This window comes from Candidatus Eisenbacteria bacterium, assembly GCA_013140805.1.
Lineage (GTDB): Bacteria > Eisenbacteria > RBG-16-71-46 > RBG-16-71-46 > RBG-16-71-46 > JABFRW01.
Genome location: JABFRW010000094.1, coordinates 1 through 18,441, shown reverse-complemented (window position 1 = coordinate 18,441; position 18,441 = coordinate 1). Strand labels below are relative to the sequence as shown.

Genomic DNA, 18,441 nt, shown 5'->3' with positions numbered 1-18,441 from the left:
CCGGCCGGCTGCGTCCCCTCAACGCTCCGACGGCATCGGAACCGCCACCTGCGAGAGGTCGAAATCGAGGATGTTCACCGGGTAACGCTGCTTGAGGCTTTCGAACTGATCGAACAGCTGCCGCTCAGCCCGGGCCTTCCAGGCGCGCTCGATCCGATCGTCGACGATGACCGCATCTGGAAGCACGCGGGCGTCCAGCCGGATGCGCGCGATGCCTTCCGGAAACGTCACCCAGTCGGAAATGTCGCCCGGATCGAGCGCAGCCGGTCTCACCGCGCTGCCGAAGATCAACGAGTCGACCACACTTGCTCCACCGAGCTGAATCAACGCGCGGCCCTCCCCTTCGAGTGATCGCGTTTCGAGCCCACCGCGCAATGCACCAAGACTGTCGAGCGACCAGCCGGACCGCGCGAGCGAATCCAGCGCGGCGCGGCGGGCCGCGATGGTGCGAACGGCTCGATCTCGCCGAAGCATCTCGAGCGCCTTGGTTCGGGCGGTGCTCCAGTCTTCGATCCGTGTTTCGCTCAGGCTGTCGACCCAGGCGATCGCATAGCCGAGCCCCCGATACCTCTGAACCTTCGGCACGATTCGGCCCGCGGGTGTGCGATCGATGAGGTCGAAGAATTCCTCCAGCCCTTTGACGACGCGCCGGTCTCCGATCACCTGATCGTTCCTGAAGATGAGGTAGTTGAACCGTTTCGAGGCCGCCTGCGCATCCGCCGGAGTGCGAATGACCCGGAACAAGCTGTCGGCTCGCGCCTTCGCGGCCGCTTCGGCGCGCTGCTGCGCGAGATCGTAGGCCACGTTGACGTAACAGTACCTGAGCGGCACCGGCTCGGGCGGAAGGTTCTCGATGCAACGGATGACGTGGAATCCGGCGCTCGATCGCACCGGGCCACGGATCTCTCCGGCCTCCATCTGGAACAGCGCCGCCTCGAATTCGGTCTGCAGCGATCCGGGCATGACGGTGCCGACTTCACCATTCGCATCACGCGTGGTCTCGTCGTCGCTGTTCTCACGCACCAGCGTGGACCAATCGGCTCCACCCTTCGCAGCCGCGACCAGCCGTTCGGCTTTCTGTCGTGCCGCGCGCTCAGCCTCCGCGCCCGGCTCGGCCATGGCCACCAGGATGTGGGCAGCGCGCGCGGTTGGCGGCGCGGAGTAGTCCGCGATGTTGCGACGGTAGAATCCCTCCACCTCGCTGCGTTTGAGAGGGATGTCGGTGGCGACCGCCGGTGCAACGATCAGCCGAGCAAAGTGGACCCGCCTGCCGGTCGCGAAGCGACCCGGCTCACGGCGGTAGAGTTCCAGCGCTTCGCGTTCTTCCGCAGCCGCATCGCGTTCGTTGAATCGAGTCGCGAGCATGGGGCGCGCCTGCTCGTAGGTCAGCCGATGCCTGGAGACCGGCTCGCCGATCCACACAGCGACGTACCCGCGAGCGTCCTCGATCACACGGGTGCCGGGTAATCCGTTGCGACGCGCGAGCGTGTCGGTGAGCATCCGTCCGACACGTCCGGTATCGACGGCCGTGCCGGTGGGTACCACTCCGAGATCGCGAACGGCGCTCGCCAGCCCTTCGGCTTCACGATCCCGGCGGCCACTTTTCCACGCCTGGGCGATGCGGTCCGCCACCTGACGCGTACTCGCGAGCGCACGTTCGCGCCGCATTCGCACTCGCACATCTTCTCTCACTTCAGCGAACGGCACCGAGACCACGGTGCCTTTCTGTGCATCGAAGCTCGAGTAGTCGGCAAGGTGCAGACGATAGAAGCGGTCGAGCTCTGCTGCGGTCGGTTCGCTGGTCCGAATCGCGCCGGTGTCGGCAACCGCGTAGCGCACGGGCGAACCCGAGTTGATGAGGCTATCTCCGAGTTGCGCATAGAGCGCGCGAAGATCGGACTCACCTCCCCGACGCGGCCGCTCCGCCAGGATGCGCTGGCGAATGTCCGTCGCGACCGCCTCGATCGGCGCCGGATGAATCGGCAGATGCGCATCGACACGGACGATCACGCGGCCGGGCGACCACTCGAAGGATCGCGGCGAGACGACGCCGGGAGCCGCTTCGAACAGGCTGTTCCGTTCCGAGTCCGAGCCGCGCCACTCGGAGGGCATCCGGCCGCCGCGCGCAATTCCCACGTGCTGCACCCCGCCAAACCCGACCGCGGCGTCCTCGAAGCGGGTCCCGGCACGAATCGCCGCGAGCAGACTGTCGGCGCGGCGCTGCATGAGCGCTTCCCACTCGCGCCGCTGGTCCACCCGCATCGCGCGCGATTGCGACAATGGAGGATTCGCAATCACGATCAAGCTGAGTCGGCTCTCGGCCGGACGCGGAAAGGCGTCGAGATTCCGCCGATACCAGTCCAGTACTTCGAGCTCCGAGGGCGGAGGCACTGCCTCCGTGAAGTCGCTGACGCGAAGCGGCAGGTAGGAGATCGAAGCCAGGGTGGCGCGCCGTGTGATGTCCTTGCGCACCTGATCGCGGTTCGGCGTGGCATTGCGGCGCAGCTCGTCGGCGAGTACGGCAGGCTCGCGGCCGGTTCGCCGCGCCTCGAGCGTTACGAGTCGTTGCCAGATGAGCGACTCCAGAATCTGCCGGCGGAACGTGAGGCGCTGACTTGCCAGAATGTCGGCGCCACTGCGCGCCCGCATCTGAGCCAGTGCTTCGTCGGATCGTCGGTCGAGTTCGCCCTCGGTGATCTCCATCGTGCCCACCCGCGCGATCGCACGGCTGACACCGGGCGCATTGCGAGGCACTCCTCCGCTCGTCTGAGCTCCCGAGTGCTGCGCAGTCCCGACCACCGTTCCGACCGCCATCATCAGGGCAAGCACGGCACTCCCGATCATTCGTTCGACGCTTCGCTGCATCATGATGCTCGTCGCCTCACGGATCTTGACCTCGCAACGTCGCGCGCCTAGCGTGCGCGACCCATGTGGAAACTCGATTCGGACGGAACACCGCCGCTGTGGCGGCACCTCGATGATCCTCATCTCGCGCGGATCGCGTTCACGACCCGCCTCGGCGGTGTGAGCCCTCCGCCCTACGATTCACTCAATCTCGGCCGATCGACAGCGGACGACGCTTCCTTCGTCGCAGCCAATCGCACCCGTGTCCTTGCCGCTCTCGACTTGTCGATCGATCGACTCGCAACCGCCGGCCAGATCCATGGCGCCGTCGTCACCCGAGTGAACTCGCCCGGCCTGCATCCGGACTGTGATGCGCTCGTCACCACTCACCCGGGTCTCGCCCTTGCCGTGTCTGGTGCTGACTGCCTTCCCATTCTGTTCACGACCCACCGCGGCGTGGCCGTCGCTCACGCCGGCTGGCGCGGCGTCGCCGCCCACATCCCGCGACGTGCGCTCGAAGCGCTGTGCGACGCAACGGGCCTGAGTGCCGGCGACGTTCATGTCCATTTTGGCCCCGCCAATCGCCCGTGTTGTTATGAAGTGGGCCCGGAAGTGGCGGCTCACTTTCCGGCGCCTTGCGTGACCCATCGAGGTGAAAGCCTGCGCCTCGACGTCCCCGGTGCCGCCCGCCTTCAGCTCGAAGCGGTCGGGGTCGACCCCGCCGCCATCCAGGACGTCGGAGAGTGCACCTCGTGCAGCAATGGCCGGTACTTCTCGCACCGTCGGGACCGGGGAGTCACCGGACGCCAGTGGGGTGTCGTGGCGATGGCGACACGCGCCTGACGCTTCGGTGACATTCTGGTTCGACGAACGGCCGCGGAGTATAGCAATCGCTTCGCACTCCCCCAATGCTAGACTGCGTCATCGCTCCCGGACCGACGTACCCACGCGGGGCTCTTCATCGCCCCCGCGTCTCTGATTCGACTCTCTGAGGAGGTCACCATGCTCGGACGCAACCCCTTGACGGGTGTCACGACGCTCTGCATCGCTGCTGCGCTGCTCGTTTCTATCACCGTGGCGCCGGCGTCGACCGCCCCGGCGACGACCGCCGCGACCACTCCGTCCGAAGCGCAGGCCGTCGTGCTCGAGACGACGCTCGGCGACATCGTCATCAAGCTGGACCCGGTCAAGGCGCCGAAGACCAGCGCGAACTTCGCCAAGCTGGTGAAGCAGGGATTCTATGACGGCGTGTCCTTTCATCGCGTGATCGCGAACTTCATGATTCAGGGTGGCGACCCCAATTCGAAGAATACGAACCCGGCCGATGACGGACAGGGTGGTCCCGGCTACACCGTCGAGGCCGAGATCGGCCTGCCACACGTGCGTGGAGCCGTGGCGACCGCTCGCCAGGGCGATCAGGTCAACCCGACCCGGGCGTCGAGCGGAAGCCAGTTCTTCATCGACCTCACCAAGCTCCCGTCGCTCGACGCAGGCGGCTATACGGTGTTCGGCCAGGTGATCAAGGGCATGGACGCGGTCGACAAGATCGCCGCCTTTGCATCCGACGCCAAGCTGCCGCAAGCGGGTGGCGGCGGGCGCAACCCCGGCAAGAAGGCTCTCATCAAGAAGGCCCGGCTCGCGCCGCTGAGCAGCTTCGAAGGCGTCGCTCCTCCTGCTTCGAGCGTCAAGCCGGCGGCGACTCTCGCGGATTCGACTCACCACTAGCACCTGAGAACGCCCAAACAACCGATCGGAGCCCGCGCGCCTCGCGGGCTCCGATCATCGTTTCGGCTCCGAGGGGTCGAGCGAACGCGCCAGCTCGAGACGCTCCAGGCGGTCGAAGAAACGTTCGATGAATACGTCCGAGCGTTGTCCGGTCTCGAGCCACACCAGATCCGCGATCTCCTCCACGTTGCGAAAACCGTCGCACGCCATCCAGGCCAGCTCTGCATGCAGGTGCGCGTTCGGAGTCCTCGCCTCATCTGCGAGCCAGGCCTCTCGCTCGAAGGCCGGAAGCTCGGTCCAGCCCGGCAACAGAAATCGTTGATCGTGAAGCGGTGCCTCGAGACGCCGCTCGAAGACGATTCCGGCACCGCGTCGCCGACGAGTGGTCTCGCGCTCCACCACCCGCCACGCCTCGTGCGCATCGCTCGCGTTGGTTCGATCGCGGGTCGCCGTCAGGCAACTCCGAAGCTCTTTTCGAATCGAGGTCGCGTCGCAGCCGAGTCGCTCGAGGCTACGGGCAACCGAGTCCTCGCGCAGCGCATGACGCGCTTCCTCGCGCGCATCGGGCCGATCGATCGGGCGCAGCCGACCGCGACGTTCAGGGCGACGCACCAGTTCGGCGATCCGATCGAGCGCCTCCGGCCCTCCGTCGGACGCGACCGCCGCGAAGGTTGCCGCGGTGCGAGCGGCGTGCGCCAGTGAGCTCGGATCACAGCGGTCCGGAGTGTCGAGCGTCGAATGGTAGTAGCGGTCCGGCCACTGAATCAGCAGCGGGCACGGGACATCGATCGCGGGGTGGTTGAACACCGCGTGATCGCTGCCACCGCTGAACGGCACCTCGGCCATGCGCACGTGCGAATAGTGGCCGGGTCCCGAGAACGAATCGATCCAATCGACCGCGAGGCGTCGCGCCGCCTCCACAAGTTCCTCGGCGAACGACGCTCCGAAGCACGGAGGATGTTCGAGCAGCAGCACGCTGCCGCACTCGTTCTGTCGCTCGCCGACCATGTCGAGATTGAGACCGGCGATCAGGCGCCGACTCCGCTCGGGCCGAGTCGCGAGCCACGCGTAGGTGCCGGTGAACTCGGGCACCCACAGGAAACGCACCCCGTGCGTGCCCATCGGAAACGCCCCCGACTGTCGCAGCCGCTGCAGCGAGCGGGCGGTCTCCAGATTCGAGGCGGCGCCGGAGGCATTGTCGTTGGCAGACGGTTGCGGATGACACAGATGCGAAACGATCAGAATCTCGCCGCCCTCGGGAGACGCGCCGGGAAGCACGGCCGACAGCAGCGGAATCGCGATCGGTTCGAAGCGGGCGACGATGTGGATCTCGAGCCACAGTCGCTCTCCGGCGGCGAGCCGCGAACGCAGTGAGCGGCCACGCGCCGGGGAGATCGCAAAGCCCCATCCGCGAGGCGAGTGCTCGTCCCACCAGAAGGAGGTGTAGGCGACTGCGTCGAGATCGGTGTCGTTGGTTCGCACCGGCGGCTCGAGACGACGTCCGAACGCGAGCAGACCGGCTGCGCCTTGACCCTGCACGTAGCGCTCATGCTGAGTCTGGACAGCCGACTCGGTGAGGACCACCGCACCGCGTGCCGAGCCGGGGGCCGCCGCATCGTCGCGATCGCCGTCGACGATCGGGTAGCGCCCCTGCGCGGCGATGCTGCGCAGCACCAGCGAGAGCTTCTGCGCTTCGTAGTCGCACCACTTCTCGCGGTGCCCGGTTGCGTCGACCAGCCAGGCCTCGGCGAACTCGCACGACCACCCCTCCGGCATCAGAGCACCCAGATGTCGGCTGCGTCCGTCGCCCGACACAGTCGTGATCTCCGGCACCAGCCCCGCGCTCTCGAGTGACTCGGCCAGCCAGTCGGCGGCCGCGTTGTAACCCGGACTCGCCTGAACGCGATGAAAGCCCGCGAGCGCCCGGACGTCCTCGAGCGCTCGTGAGCCGTCGACGACTGCGCGCGTCCGTTCGACCACCTCACGGATCATTGCGGCCTCCGACCTTCGAAGACGAATCACGCACGCGGTTCGTGCCCTCGAGCATCCCACTTCGCCAGCAGAGCCGCCGCGAGAACCGGCAGCCCGTACTCGACCAGCCGTACCCCGAGCGGTGGATGCCATGCGCCCCCCGCGGCGGGCGGAGCAAACACACCATAGGACGCCAGGACCGTGAACGACAGGAACAGCCAGAAGCGCGAGGTCTGAATCGGTTCGAACACCAGCACCCATCCGAGGTACCAGGGCTGAACCACCGGTGCGAACAACAGCATGCTGCCGAGCGTGCGCCGAAACGTGCGCACGACATCCGGCACGCGAAAGAACTGAAACGCGGCGATCGACGCCACGCCGAGCGTGACCAGGACGCGCCCGGCCACGGGATCGAGTGGTATCCATGCGAAGCACGTGAACAATGCCTCGTTGTGCTGCCAGTGCCGTGCATAAGCGGCGAGTCCCGAAGGACCCTGAAGACTGCGATTCACGTAGAGCGCCACGCCCGCCCCGATCCCACACACCGCCAGCAGCCGTGCCCGCCACGGCCATTCGCGCCACAGAAATGGCAGGGCGACGATCGGCATGAGCCGCGTGAGCGAGGCCACCACGAGCGCCACCGCGGCCGCCATCGGACGCCGCGGCGTCCAGCCGAACGCCAGCACGAGTGGCAGGAGCGCGATCGGATCGTAGTGCGCCGTGCCCGCGTACTCGATCAGCACCAGAGGATTCCAGGCATACGCAATCGCCGCCAGCGCGGGCACGCCGCGAACTCGGCACCACCACAGGAGCGCGGCGCACAGCGCAATGTCCCAAAGCACGATCCACAGCTTGAACGCCGCGACCGTGGCCGAGACCCGAGCGACGAGCGCGAACCCCGCCATGGCGAGCGGCGGATAGATCGCGGCCAGCTCCGGGTGATTGACGCGCGGATGGATGTCTCGATCCCGCAACGACGCGAGCGCCGGATCGAGCGGAGGCTGCCGATATGGATCGCCCCCCTGCGCGGTGACCTTGCCCTCCCAAACGTAGCGATAGACATCGTCCGACAGGGTGGGCGCGACCGGCAACAGCGCCAGACGGGCGGCCACTGCGATGCCGAGCACCAGCAGGCCTGCGTGTCGAATGGCGGCGGCGGGCTGCGCACGCCACAGCGCCGCACCCCACGCCACGAAGGCGACGGCCGCGAGTGCCTGGAACGTACCGAGTTCGGCACGCCACGATGGCAGGCGCGCAAGCAGCACGCACACGAACACCAGCGCGGTTCCGAGTCCGAGCAGCTCGAGCGCGGGCCGTGGATCTTCGGGCGCCGAGTCGGCGACCGCGGCGCGTCCGCCGCGAATGACTCGCAGTTGAGGTGCGGATCCGCTCACGCTTGCGTCAGCGCCGCACGGCCACCGTCACCGGAAGGGAGCGCGATGCCGTGTTCCCGGCCAGATCGACCACCCTCACCGCCACGGAATGGAGCCCGCGCTCGACATCGCTCAGGCGTGCGCGAAACCGAACCTGGCGACTGTCGGCAAGTCCGCTCTCGGGAGTCACCGGACGCCAGTCGGCATCGTCCAGCGAGACCTCGACGCGCCACAGCACGCTCTCGCCGTCCTCCCCCGCTCCCGAGATCGTGATGCCGCTCCCGTCGGCGCCGGCCTCGAACGCGGTGAGTCGAGGTGCGGTGTTGTCGACCGTGAAGGGCTCGCTGGTGGCGCTCCCGGACCGCTCCTCGCCGACTGCATTGCCGGCTCGGTCCGTCGCGGTCACCCGGACGCGATAGCGTCCGTCGGGAATCGACTGCGTGTCCCACGTGAACGAAGTGGCTTCGTAGTCTTCGCCAAGCTTGATCCAGCCATCCTCTCCCTCGCGACGCAACTCGACGCTGTACCGCAGCGCGTCGCCATTGGGATCATTGCCGCGCCATTGCAGCGTGCGCAGTCCACGCGCGAAAGCGGGCAAGCCCCGCAGCGGTCTCGTCGGCTGATTCGAGATCGAATACTCGACGCGCTGACCGCCCGGAAGACTCTGCGTCACAGGCTCGCTGCGCGGCTGCAGCTCGCCTTCACGAAATCCGAGCCCCTGGGGCGCAACCGCGAGCTCGTCCACGCGCGGAGCGAGATTCCGTTCGCGATAGAACGCCTCGATCGCACTCACCTCGGCATCGCCGCTGAGCTCGAGGCGGTACTGCAGATAGCGCGCGGGTGCCGAAGCGGAACGATCGTCCGCTCCGACCGATTTCCAGGCGCTCCAGGTCGTATCGGGCTTGTCGGTGTTGCCGCTGCGGGTGTCGAGCTTCGCGCCGCGACCACGCCCTTGCCACGCAACCCGGCCGAACGCCGCAATACGGCGCGCATCGAGCGGCGCCGAGATCAGCTCGCCACGCGCGGCTCGTTCCGGTCCCAGCTGCCACAGGGCGCCGGGATTCGAAGTCGCCGCAAAGATCTCGCCGCGCGGCGTGACCGCGAGTGCCGTGACCTGTCCCTGCGGCATGGCCATCCACTGGCTCGCGCCGCCATTGGGATTCACCAGCCACACGCCGGCCCGATTGCCGCTGGCCGCGAGTACCCCGCCCTCGGGTGCCAGCGCACCGCGGTAGGACGCAAGCGCGTAGAGCAACGGCTGAGGGGAAGTCCAGAGGGTGGTCACGACGCTGTCGGGAATGATGCGATAGACCGTTGCGCGCCCGCCGCTCACGGCCGCACGCACCGGCGCGGCACTTCCGGCCGGGCCGTCGCTCTCGTCGTCGTCCACCGCGGCACCCGTCAGCGCCACCGCGGAAGCACTCAGCGCTGCAGCGTAGACGGAGCCGTCCGCGCCGAGTGCCAGCGCTCGAATCTCTTCTTCGGAGGCGTCGAACAATGTCCGCGCCTCACCGCCGGCGCTCACGTGAACCAGTCCACCACGCGAGTCTCCGCCCGCGTAGGCGCCACCGCGACCGTCCGAGATGCATGAGATGAGGTGACTCTCCTCCGAGTCGAGCATCACGCGACTCGCGCCCTGCTGGACCTTGAGCAACCGGCCGCGCGAACCGGTTGCGGCATACCAGGCACCCTTGCCCGCCGACGCCAGTGCCCACACATAGCGTTCGCCGGTCTTGACCAGCAGCGAGGTGTCGCCACCAGCCGACACCCGGTAGATGCGACCGTCCGGCCCGGTGCCCGCGATCAAGCCGTCCCCGTCTGTCGCCAGTGAGAGCACCTGTCCCGCCGCGAGCCGCACCCAGGGTCGAACGCCTCCCGCCGAGGTCCAGCGATCGATTCGCCCGCGGTCCCCGGCGATCGCGACCGACCCGTCCGGAAGCGGCAGCAGCGCCCAGATCACGGTCGTGCTGTCGGCGGCGTGCGAACGCGCCGCCGGCCCGAGCGCGATCACCCCATCAGGTCGCACCACCACGCCGCGAGTTTCGGCCGCGGCATGGTCGGCGGGGCCATCGTGAATCCACAATTGCGTCTCGGCCGCTCCTGCGACCGAGCAGGTCACGAGCATGATCGCGATCGCCGAACACCAGTGCTTCACGACTCCTCCTTGGGACCGCGGGTTCACGGCGCATCCTCGTCGACGACGAACTCGAGCATCACTTCACCCCGCACCACGCCTTCCAGCGCGAACCGGGTCTCGGACAACAGCAGCCGATCGCCACGTCGAATGTCGTCACCGGCCTCGGTCCCCGGCGCGAGCAGCGCGAGCGCCGAGGTCGGCAGCTCCGGATAGTCGATGCCTGATCGCGTGACCTCGGGGGCGCGCGCGATCAGCACCGCTCTCAGCGCGTCGCTCGAGCGCCAGTGATTGAAGCGGTCGATCGCGTCGTCGAGCGTTGTCGGGCGATACCGTCCCGGCAGACGCGCAGCTTCCATCCGCATCAGTTCCGCTGCGCCGCCCACGAACAACGAGTAGCGACCTGCCGGCACTTCGTGCGGAACCGGCACCTGGAGCATGACGGTGCGACGACCCCCGCGCCACGACTCGACCTCACACGCCACGTGGGCGATTCCGCCAGGCCGCACCGCTGCGGTTGCGAGTCGCACGCCGCGCAGCACCCACTGTTCACGTCGCGGCTCGATCTCGATCGCGACCTGGATGCTGTCGAGCGCGAGGCGTTCGTAAGGGTTGCCGGCCAGGAATCGCAGCGGTCCGCTGATCGCGTTCAACATTTCGGCACCGGGAGCCTCACCCGCAACCACGTCGGACATCGTCAGCTCACGGCCCGGGCCGCTCGCACGCAGAGTCCAGCGCAGGGTCTGACCGGCGCCCGCGCCGCCCGACTCCATCAGACTGTTGAAGGCGGCAATTCCGACCATGCTCGGCAGCAGAGTGCGATCTTCGATGCTCTCGAAATGAAAGTTCCGGCGACGGCTGGCCTCGATGAGCGACACCGTGATCGGCAGCAGGTGCGGTACCGGACCCAGCCGGCCGGCCATCGCGGCCCGACGATCCTGAGTCGCGGTGCCGATCGGCTCGCCCGGACGTCCGAGCTTGAACGACGACACATCGGTCGGAATGATGGTGGTGATTTCGGCGCGCGAAAGCGGCAGTTTGACCTCGCCGGCCTGGAACAACGGGTGACCGAAGATCAGCACACGGTCGCCATCTCGATAGGTGAGCGTTCCGATCGCCGAGAGATTCAGGTCACCACGCAGGATATCGACCGCGACCGCGGCACCCGGTTCGATCGTCGCGACCTGCGAGGCCGCAGACCCCGAACGCTTTCCGGCGACGGCGCGAGGCGCGGAGGACGAGGCACGCCCGGAACCGCCCCCTGTCGAAGTGAGTGCGAGCCCGAGCGGGGCGAGCAGCTCAGCCGCGATCGCTCGTGAGCCGGGATGCAGGCCGGATGCGGCGAGCGGCAGCGCAAGCGGCCGCGAGAGCCCGAGTGCGGGAAATGCCGCGCCCGGGCCGCTGGTTTCGGGGGCAGCTGGAGCCGGAATCGAGAGCGTTGATTCCTCGCTCCAGCGGAAATACTGGTAGCGCGGCTCGTGCGTCTCGAGTCCCAGGTCGAGCCCGGCGGGCCCCGAAGTGCCGGAAGCACTCGAGTGTTCCGGCTGATCCAGCACCGCGAGCATCTCAGCGATCGGAGTGATCACGAACACGGGTTCGCGCACGAACGACCAGCCGCCCGAGAGCGCTCCGATCAGCTTGCCGTCGACGTAGACCGGAGAGCCGCTCATCCCCTGCGCGATTCCGCTTCGAATCGCGCGTGGATCCGTGGCTCGGGCCACGATCTGATCGCCCTCCGCGCGCCCCCCGGACATCACGCCCACGATCTCCGCACTGAACGTGTCGATACGCTCGCCGACGAACACCGTGAGGACCTGGGCCTTCATTCCGGCCTTGAGTCGATCGGCGGTGAGGATCGGCACCGGAGCGGCGCTCGCGAATCCAAACCACGCGGACAACACCGCCAGCGCCACGGCGGCGCCTGCAGGACGGAGAGCCGATGAAGTGCGGGATGCGCGGAGTCCGGGTGTGATCACGGGCCGGAACTATAGCAGCGGGTGGGTGCGCGGCCAACGCATGCGCTTGCTCGCCGAATGACGTGGCGGATACATTCGCGCTCCATGGCCTCTCCCTTCCTCGAACGACTGGCGCGCGGACCGATCCTGGCCGACGGCGCGATGGGTACGGTGCTCTACGGCCGCGGTGTCGGCTTCGAGCACAGTTTTGATTTGCTGAACCTTGACCGGGCGGACGTGGTCGAGTCGGTCCACCGCGAGTACCTATCGGCCGGCGCGGAGCTGATCGAAACCAATACCTTTGGCGCGAACGCCGTGCGGCTCGCGCCGCATGAGCGCGATCGCGACGTTCACCGCATCGCCCGTCAGGGGGTCAAGATCGCGCGCGCGGCCCGGGAGATCGTGGGACTGCCCGCATTCGTGGCCGGCGCGATCGGCCCCCTCGGCAAACCGCTCGAGCCCTTCGGCCACATCACGGTCGAGGATGCGCAACGACACTTCCGAGTGACCGCCAACGGCCTGCTCGAGGGCGGCTGCGACGTTTTCATCCTCGAGACTTTCCAGGATCTCGACGAGATCCTGGCCGCACTCCGGGCCGTACGAGCGGCAACCACCGAGCTTCCGGTGATCGCTCAGATGACGTTCGGCACCGATGGCAAGACGCTCTACGGACACACGCCCGCCGAGGCGGTCGCCGCGCTCAAGAACGCCGGCGCGAGTGTGGTCGGGGTCAATTGTGGCGTGGGCCCTCAGCCGACGCTCGAGATCCTCGAACAGCTTGTGAAGGCGGCCGGCGACACTCCGGTGTCCGCAATGCCGAATGCGGGTCTGCCGCGCTACGTCGATGGCCGGTTCCTCTACCTAGCGAGTCCCGATTACTTCGCCGAGTTCGCGGCGCGAGCGATCGCGCTCGGCGCCCGCATCGTGGGAGGCTGCTGCGGCACCACGCCCGCCCACGTCGCGGCGATGCGAGCGCGACTCGCGAACGATGCGCCGCTCGAGAGCCTCGCGCCCGGCGCCGAGGTCACGGTGCTCGAAGCCCCCCCGGCACCCGTGCAGCCGACCCAGAGCTCCGAGGTACCGAGCTTCCTGCTCAAGCTGCGCGACAAGTTCGTGGTCAGCGTCGAGATCGATCCGCCGCGCGGCATCAATACGCAAAAGGTGTTGGAAGGCGCGCGGCTGATGGCCGCACACGGGGTGGACTGCATCAACATCGCCGACTCGCCGATGGCGCGCATTCGAATGAGCGCGATGGCGCTGTCGTTTCAGATCCACTCGCGACATCCGGAACTCGAGATCATCCTGCACTTCACGGCGCGCGATCGAAATCTCATGGGGCTGCAGAGCGATCTGCTCGGCGCCCACTCGCTCGGATTGCGCAACATCCTGTGCCTGACCGGCGACCCGCCGAGCCTCGGGGACTATCCGAACGCGACCGCCGTATTCGACACCGATGCGGTGGGCCTCATGCGCATGGTGCAGCGCATGAACCAGGGCACCGATCTGGCAGGCACGTCGATCGGGGCCGCAACTCGTTTCGCGTTCGGATGTGGCGTCAACCCGACCGCAGACGACCTGGATGCCGAGTTCGAGTGGGTCAAGAAGAAGCTCGAAGCCGGCCCGCAGTTCCTGATGACGCAGCCGGTCTACGAGCTCGACTGCTGGAAGCGCTTCATCGAGAGGCTCGGCGGCATCACCGACGTTCCGGTGCTGATCGGCATCCTGCCGCTCCAGTCCTACCGGCACGCCGAGTTCCTGCACAACGAGGTCCCCGGCATCGTGGTACCCGACTGGGTGCGCGCCCGCATGCACGACGCCGGCAACGAGGGGCAGAAGGTCGGCCTCGAACTCGCGCGGGATCTGCTCACGCAGTGCCGTACGCTCGCGAACGGCGTCTATCTCATGCCGTCATTCGGTCGGTATGAGAACTGTCTCGCCGTGCTGGAGGGACTGTCATGAAGCATCTGCTCTATTTCGTGGTGATCGCCGCGGCGATGCTGTTGCTCTCACAGCTTCTGCCGGGCTTCGAAGTCACCGGATGGGTTCCGGCGCTGCTCGGGGCGCTGGTGCTGGCGTTCGTCAACACGCTCGTGAAACCGATCCTGTTCGTCCTAACGCTTCCGTTCACGATCATCACGCTCGGGCTGTTCCTGTTCGTGCTGAACGCCGCGTGTCTGTGGATCGCTTCGCTGGTGGTGCCGGGATTTCGCATCTCGAACATCGTCACCGCCCTGCTCGCATCGATCCTGCTCTCGCTGGTCGGCATGATCTGGAAGGCCGTGACGCGCGAAACCAAGCAGGAGAAGGCCTGACGCGATGACTGAGCACCTCCAGGTCGATTCCATCGCGACCGATGCCGGAGACGCACGGCCGGCGCTCGCGCTCAGCGCAGATGAAAACGCCGACCTGTGCGCCGGCTGTACCAAGTGCTGCAGCTACATCACGGTCGAGATCGACAAGCCACGCACGCCGCGCGAGTACGACCAGTGGCTGTGGGCGATCATGCATCGCAACGTGAGCCTCTTCGTGGAGCGCCCCGAACGCTGGTTCGTGTGCTTCGAGGCACCGTGCGAGAACTTGAATGATGCCGGGCGCTGCGGCATCTATGGCCGCCATCCCGTGCTGTGTCGTGAATACGATCCCCGCGAGTGCGAACGTCGCCTGCCGCTCGCCGACATTCGAGCCTGGTTTCGTGACGCCCCCGCGTTCGAGGCCTGGATCCAGCGCGAGCGTCCGCGGCACTGGGAGGCACTGGTGGCGTTTCGCAACCATGAGCCCGCAGCACCCCCGGTTGCGGATGCGCATGCGGATCGGCGCGACGCGCGCTCGACCGGATTGCTTTCGATCGAGGAACCGACCGCCGCCGAGCGGTGACGCATCGCATCGCCGAGACCCGTCCGTGTGGCCCCTTCGGTCAGCGCGGCGCGGGCGGAACGCCTCGGCGCTTCCACTCGATGAGCTTCTGAAGCGCCTCGATGGGAGTCATCGTATCCGGCACGAGGCGATCCAATTCTTCGAGACGCGGATCCAACTCACGTGCCGGAAGCCCGACGACACCATCCACACTCCTCCCGCCCTCCGCACCACCTGTTGTGATGCTTCCGCCCAGATGCTCCGCGGTGCGCTCGCTCTCGAGCTCGTGCAGCACCTGCTTCGCGCGCGCGATCACGCGGGCCGGCAGCCCCGCCAGCTGCGCGACGTGGATTCCGTAGCTGCGGTCGGCCGAGCCCTCGGCGATGCGATGAAGGAACACGATGTCGTCGCCCCACTCCTTGACCGTCACGTTGACGTTGCGAAGTCGTGTGAGCGAATCCGAGAGCTGAGTCAGCTCGTGATAGTGGGTCGCGAAGATCGTGCGAGGCCGTGGGCCGTCCGCCGCGTGCAGGTGCTCGGTCACCGCCCACGCGAGGGCCAGACCGTCGTAGGTCGCGGTCCCGCGCCCGATCTCGTCCAGCAACACCAGCGATCGCGGCGTGCTGTTGCGGAGGATGTCTGCGGTCTCCTGCATCTCGACCATGAAGGTGCTGTGTCCCGATCCGAGTCGGTCGGCCGCGCCGACCCGCGTGAACAGGCGGTCCACGATTCCGATGCGTGCGCGTTCGACCGGCACGTAGGAGCCGGCCTGCGCGAGGATCACCGCCATGGCGGTCTGGCGCAGATAGGTGCTCTTGCCGCCCATGTTGGGGCCGGTGAGCAGCAGGATCTGACGCTCACCCCCCGCGAGCCGCACGTCGTTCGGAACGAATTCGCCACGCGGCAGCAGGCGCTCGACCACCGGGTGTCGGGCACCAATCAGTTCCAGCACGTCCGAGTCGTCGATCGCGGGGCGTGTCCAGCCGAAGCGCGCTGCCGCCTCGGCGAGGCCGCTGAGCGCATCGAGCTCCGCCAGTGCATCCGCCGCTCGCTGCAGTCGCACCACGTGCTCCGCTGCGCGATCGCGAAGCGCCACGAACAGCTCGTGCTCGCGCGCGCGCAGCTTGTCCTCGGCGCCGAGCACTTCGCTCTCCTTGTGCTTGAGTTCGGGCGTGACGAAGCGCTCCGCGGTCGTCAGGGTCTGGCGTCGCTCGTAGTCCGCCGGCACCCTCTCGAGATGCGGGCGCGTGACCTCGAGGTAGTAGCCGAACACTCGGTTGTAGCCGATCCTGAGCGTGGCAATGCCGGTCCGAGCACGTTCCGACGCCTCCAGCTCGGCGATCCAGTGCTTGCCCGAACGCGCCAGTGCACTCACCTGATCCCGATGCGCGTCGAATCCCTCTCGTATCACTCCACCGTCCCGCGAAAGCGGCGGCGGATCGTCGACCAGCGCGCGACTGAGATCGTCGAGCAGCGACGGAATTCCCGCCAGTGCCGGCAGGATCGCGGCGACGGCGGGAGCCCGTAGTTCTCCGAGCACCGCGCACAACTGCGGCAGCCGCGCCAGCGCGTCACGAAGCGCACCCAGATCGCGCGGGGTCGAACGCGCCAGCGCAAGGCGCGACGCCAGCCGATCGAGATCCGGGAATCCCTTGAGAGCTTCACGAAACCCCGCTCGCGTGACGCCCTCCGAGATCCACACGGCGATCGCATCGTGCCGCGCCTCGATGGCGGCTCTCTCGGCGAGTGGGCGTTCGAGCCAGCCTCGCAATCGCCGCGCGCCGAGCGGAGTAACGGCGAAGTTCAGGTGATGCCACAACGTGTGCGAGATTTCGCCGCCCGGTTGCGGCTGGAACAACTCCAGATGACGCGCCGTCGCCGCATCGAACCGAAGGGTGCGGGCGGCCCGCCAGCTCTCGACGCGCGCGTGAACCAGTGCGGTTCCGCCCTGCACGACGTCGAGGTAGGCCAGCAGGGCGGCGGCCGCGGCGCGCGCGAGCGACAGGGAGTCGAGTAGCTCGCGAGCCGCGTCTCTCCAGCGTTCGAGCGCGCGGAAATCGTCGAGATAGGCGCCGGTCGCCAGCGTGCTCCGCGCTCCCGCAAGTCCCGCGGTCGAGGCGGCGAATCGTTCGGCGAGCGCCGACGGGACGGCGGCCGCGTCCGGGAGCAGCCACTCGGACACTCGCAGCGAAGCGAGAGCCCCGGCGGATTCCTCCCAGGTGAGTTCGGCCAGACGCACCTCGGAAGTCGAGGCGTCGGCGAGGCACAGCCCGATCCCCTCCGGACCCGGCCACAACGCGGCAATGAAGTTGTTCGCGATCGGATCGAGGAATGCCTCTCCGACCACCGAGCCGGGCGTCAGGACTTCCGTCACTCCACGCGGCACCAGCTTGCGACCCGGACTCGACTCCTCGAGCTGATCGCAGATGGCGACCTTGCGATCAAGCCTGAGCAGCCGGGCGACGTAGCCGTCTCGCTGATGCCACGGCATCCCGCACATCGGGATCGGATTAGGATCCTGCTTGTTGCGTGAAGTCAGGGTCAGGCCCAACAGTCGCGCCGCCTCGACCGCGTCTTCGAAGAACAGCTCGTAGAAGTCGCCCATTCGAAAGAACAGAAAGGCGTCCGGATGCTGGGACTTGGCGGCGTGATACTGCGCCATGAAAGGCGACTCTTCGGGCCTGGAGCGCCGGACGCCACTCGATGCGGCGCGAGCGCGCCGTGATGCGGCGGGCGGATCGCCTGCGTCCGAGAGACCCACATCCGCTGCCGACTCCGGTTCAGTCGAGTGATCCGACTGGAGCGAATGAGGCGCGAAAAGGTCGCCGGGCGCGGGATCGGGACTCGCGGAACCGCCCGAAACGCGGTCGGGGCCGTTACTGGAGGATGTTCGAGGGAACATGAGGCCCACGAGCATAGGGATCGCTTCGCAGCCTGCCAAGCTGATCGCTAGTCGAGGTCGACGACCACCCAGCGCACCCCGAGGGCCTGTCCCGCGGCATCACCGGCACTCTCGGCGCGCTTCGAGTCGAGGAAGCTGCCGAGCCACACGTGATGCAAGGCCCCGACTCCCTCGCCTTTCGTTACCACGCGCGCGTCTCGGAATCCCGCCGCCTTCGCCGCCGCGACCAGCGAGCGGGCTCGGGCCGGATTGTTGAAGGTCCCGATTTCGATCGCGAAACGTCCTCGCTCCTGGGGCGCGGGATGGGACGCTGCCGGTGCGGCAAGTGCTTCGCGGGCGGAGGTCGCTTCGACACTGCGTGGAAAGTCGCGCACCACCTGCTCCCGCAGCTTCGAGGAGGCACGCGTCCGACCCGCGTCCTTTTCGTACGCGGCCGCGCGCTCGGCCGCGAATGCGGCGGTCGAGGCGCGTGGAGCTTCGAGCGCGGCCATGAACGCCTGCCGAGCCCGCTCCGGGTGCTTCGAAATCTCCCAGGCGCTACCCAGCGCAGCGAGCGCGGGGCCGCGCCAGGGCGAGGGCTGGCGACCGACCTCTTCGAGAATCGAGGCGGCTCGTGTGGCGTCCCCGGACGCGAGCCACGAGAGTCCGGCCCAGTAGCGCGCCTCGGTCTTGCGAGCGGGATCG

General features: G+C 67.7%; 12 protein-coding genes. 5 read left to right on the top strand and 7 right to left on the bottom strand.

Translation table 11 applies throughout. The features are described 5' to 3' along the window. Positions 1 to 18 precede the first annotated feature (18 nt). Positions 19 to 2,868, bottom strand: a complete 2,850-nt coding sequence (locus HOP12_08055; GenBank protein NOT34108.1) for a hypothetical protein — start codon at positions 2,866 to 2,868, stop codon at positions 19 to 21. Positions 2,869 to 2,928: 60 nt separating this feature from the next. Here HOP12_08055 and pgeF point away from each other — a divergent pair, with 60 nt between their 5' ends. Continuing rightward, a complete protein-coding gene (gene pgeF / locus HOP12_08050) occupies positions 2,929 to 3,687 on the top strand; it encodes a peptidoglycan editing factor PgeF (protein NOT34107.1) in 759 nt (252 codons plus the stop codon). Between the two features lie 159 nt (positions 3,688 to 3,846). Next, positions 3,847 to 4,569 (top strand): peptidylprolyl isomerase, encoded by a 723-nt coding sequence (locus HOP12_08045; protein ID NOT34106.1) that lies wholly within the window; start codon positions 3,847 to 3,849, stop codon positions 4,567 to 4,569. Positions 4,570 to 4,623: 54 nt separating this feature from the next. On the opposite strand, the gene HOP12_08040 is transcribed toward HOP12_08045, so the two are convergent. The 4 genes from HOP12_08040 to HOP12_08025 are packed head-to-tail and all read right to left on the bottom strand — an operon-like array spanning position 4,624 to position 11,960. After that, complete coding sequence (locus HOP12_08040; protein ID NOT34105.1) at positions 4,624 to 6,561, bottom strand: DUF4910 domain-containing protein; 1,938 nt, start codon at positions 6,559 to 6,561, stop codon at positions 4,624 to 4,626. Between the two features lie 26 nt (positions 6,562 to 6,587). Then, entirely contained in the window at positions 6,588 to 7,934 is a 1,347-nt protein-coding gene (locus tag HOP12_08035) for a hypothetical protein (protein ID NOT34104.1), read from the bottom strand. 7 nt (positions 7,935 to 7,941) lie between these two features. Further along, the gene (locus HOP12_08030) at positions 7,942 to 10,068 is read right to left on the bottom strand and encodes a fibronectin type III domain-containing protein (GenBank protein NOT34103.1); all 2,127 of its coding nucleotides are present in this window, start codon (positions 10,066 to 10,068) and stop codon (positions 7,942 to 7,944) included. A gap of 23 nt (positions 10,069 to 10,091) precedes the next feature. Next, positions 10,092 to 11,960 carry a hypothetical protein gene (locus HOP12_08025; protein ID NOT34102.1) on the bottom strand — a complete coding sequence of 623 codons (1,869 nt, stop codon included), beginning with the start codon at positions 11,958 to 11,960 and terminating at the stop codon, positions 10,092 to 10,094. 147 nt (positions 11,961 to 12,107) lie between these two features. Between HOP12_08025 and HOP12_08020 the strand changes: the two genes are divergently transcribed. The 3 genes from HOP12_08020 to HOP12_08010 are packed head-to-tail and all read left to right on the top strand — an operon-like array spanning position 12,108 to position 14,876. Then, complete coding sequence (locus HOP12_08020) at positions 12,108 to 13,961, top strand: bifunctional homocysteine S-methyltransferase/methylenetetrahydrofolate reductase (GenBank protein NOT34101.1); 1,854 nt, start codon at positions 12,108 to 12,110, stop codon at positions 13,959 to 13,961. Beyond that, positions 13,958 to 14,314 (top strand): phage holin family protein, encoded by a 357-nt coding sequence (locus HOP12_08015; protein ID NOT34100.1) that lies wholly within the window; start codon positions 13,958 to 13,960, stop codon positions 14,312 to 14,314. The genes HOP12_08020 and HOP12_08015 overlap by 4 nt, the downstream gene beginning before the upstream one ends. 4 nt (positions 14,315 to 14,318) lie before the next feature. After that, positions 14,319 to 14,876 (top strand): hypothetical protein, encoded by a 558-nt coding sequence (locus HOP12_08010; protein NOT34099.1) that lies wholly within the window; start codon positions 14,319 to 14,321, stop codon positions 14,874 to 14,876. Positions 14,877 to 14,916: 40 nt separating this feature from the next. Here the strand turns inward: HOP12_08010 and mutS are convergent, their stop codons facing one another. Together mutS and HOP12_08000 are read right to left on the bottom strand one after the other, a co-directional pair. After that, positions 14,917 to 17,517, bottom strand: a complete 2,601-nt coding sequence (gene mutS / locus HOP12_08005) for a DNA mismatch repair protein MutS (GenBank protein ID NOT34098.1) — start codon at positions 17,515 to 17,517, stop codon at positions 14,917 to 14,919. 287 nt (positions 17,518 to 17,804) lie between these two features. Then, positions 17,805 to 18,441: hypothetical protein (locus HOP12_08000; protein ID NOT34097.1), on the bottom strand; the 637-nt coding region annotated here is incomplete at its 5' end.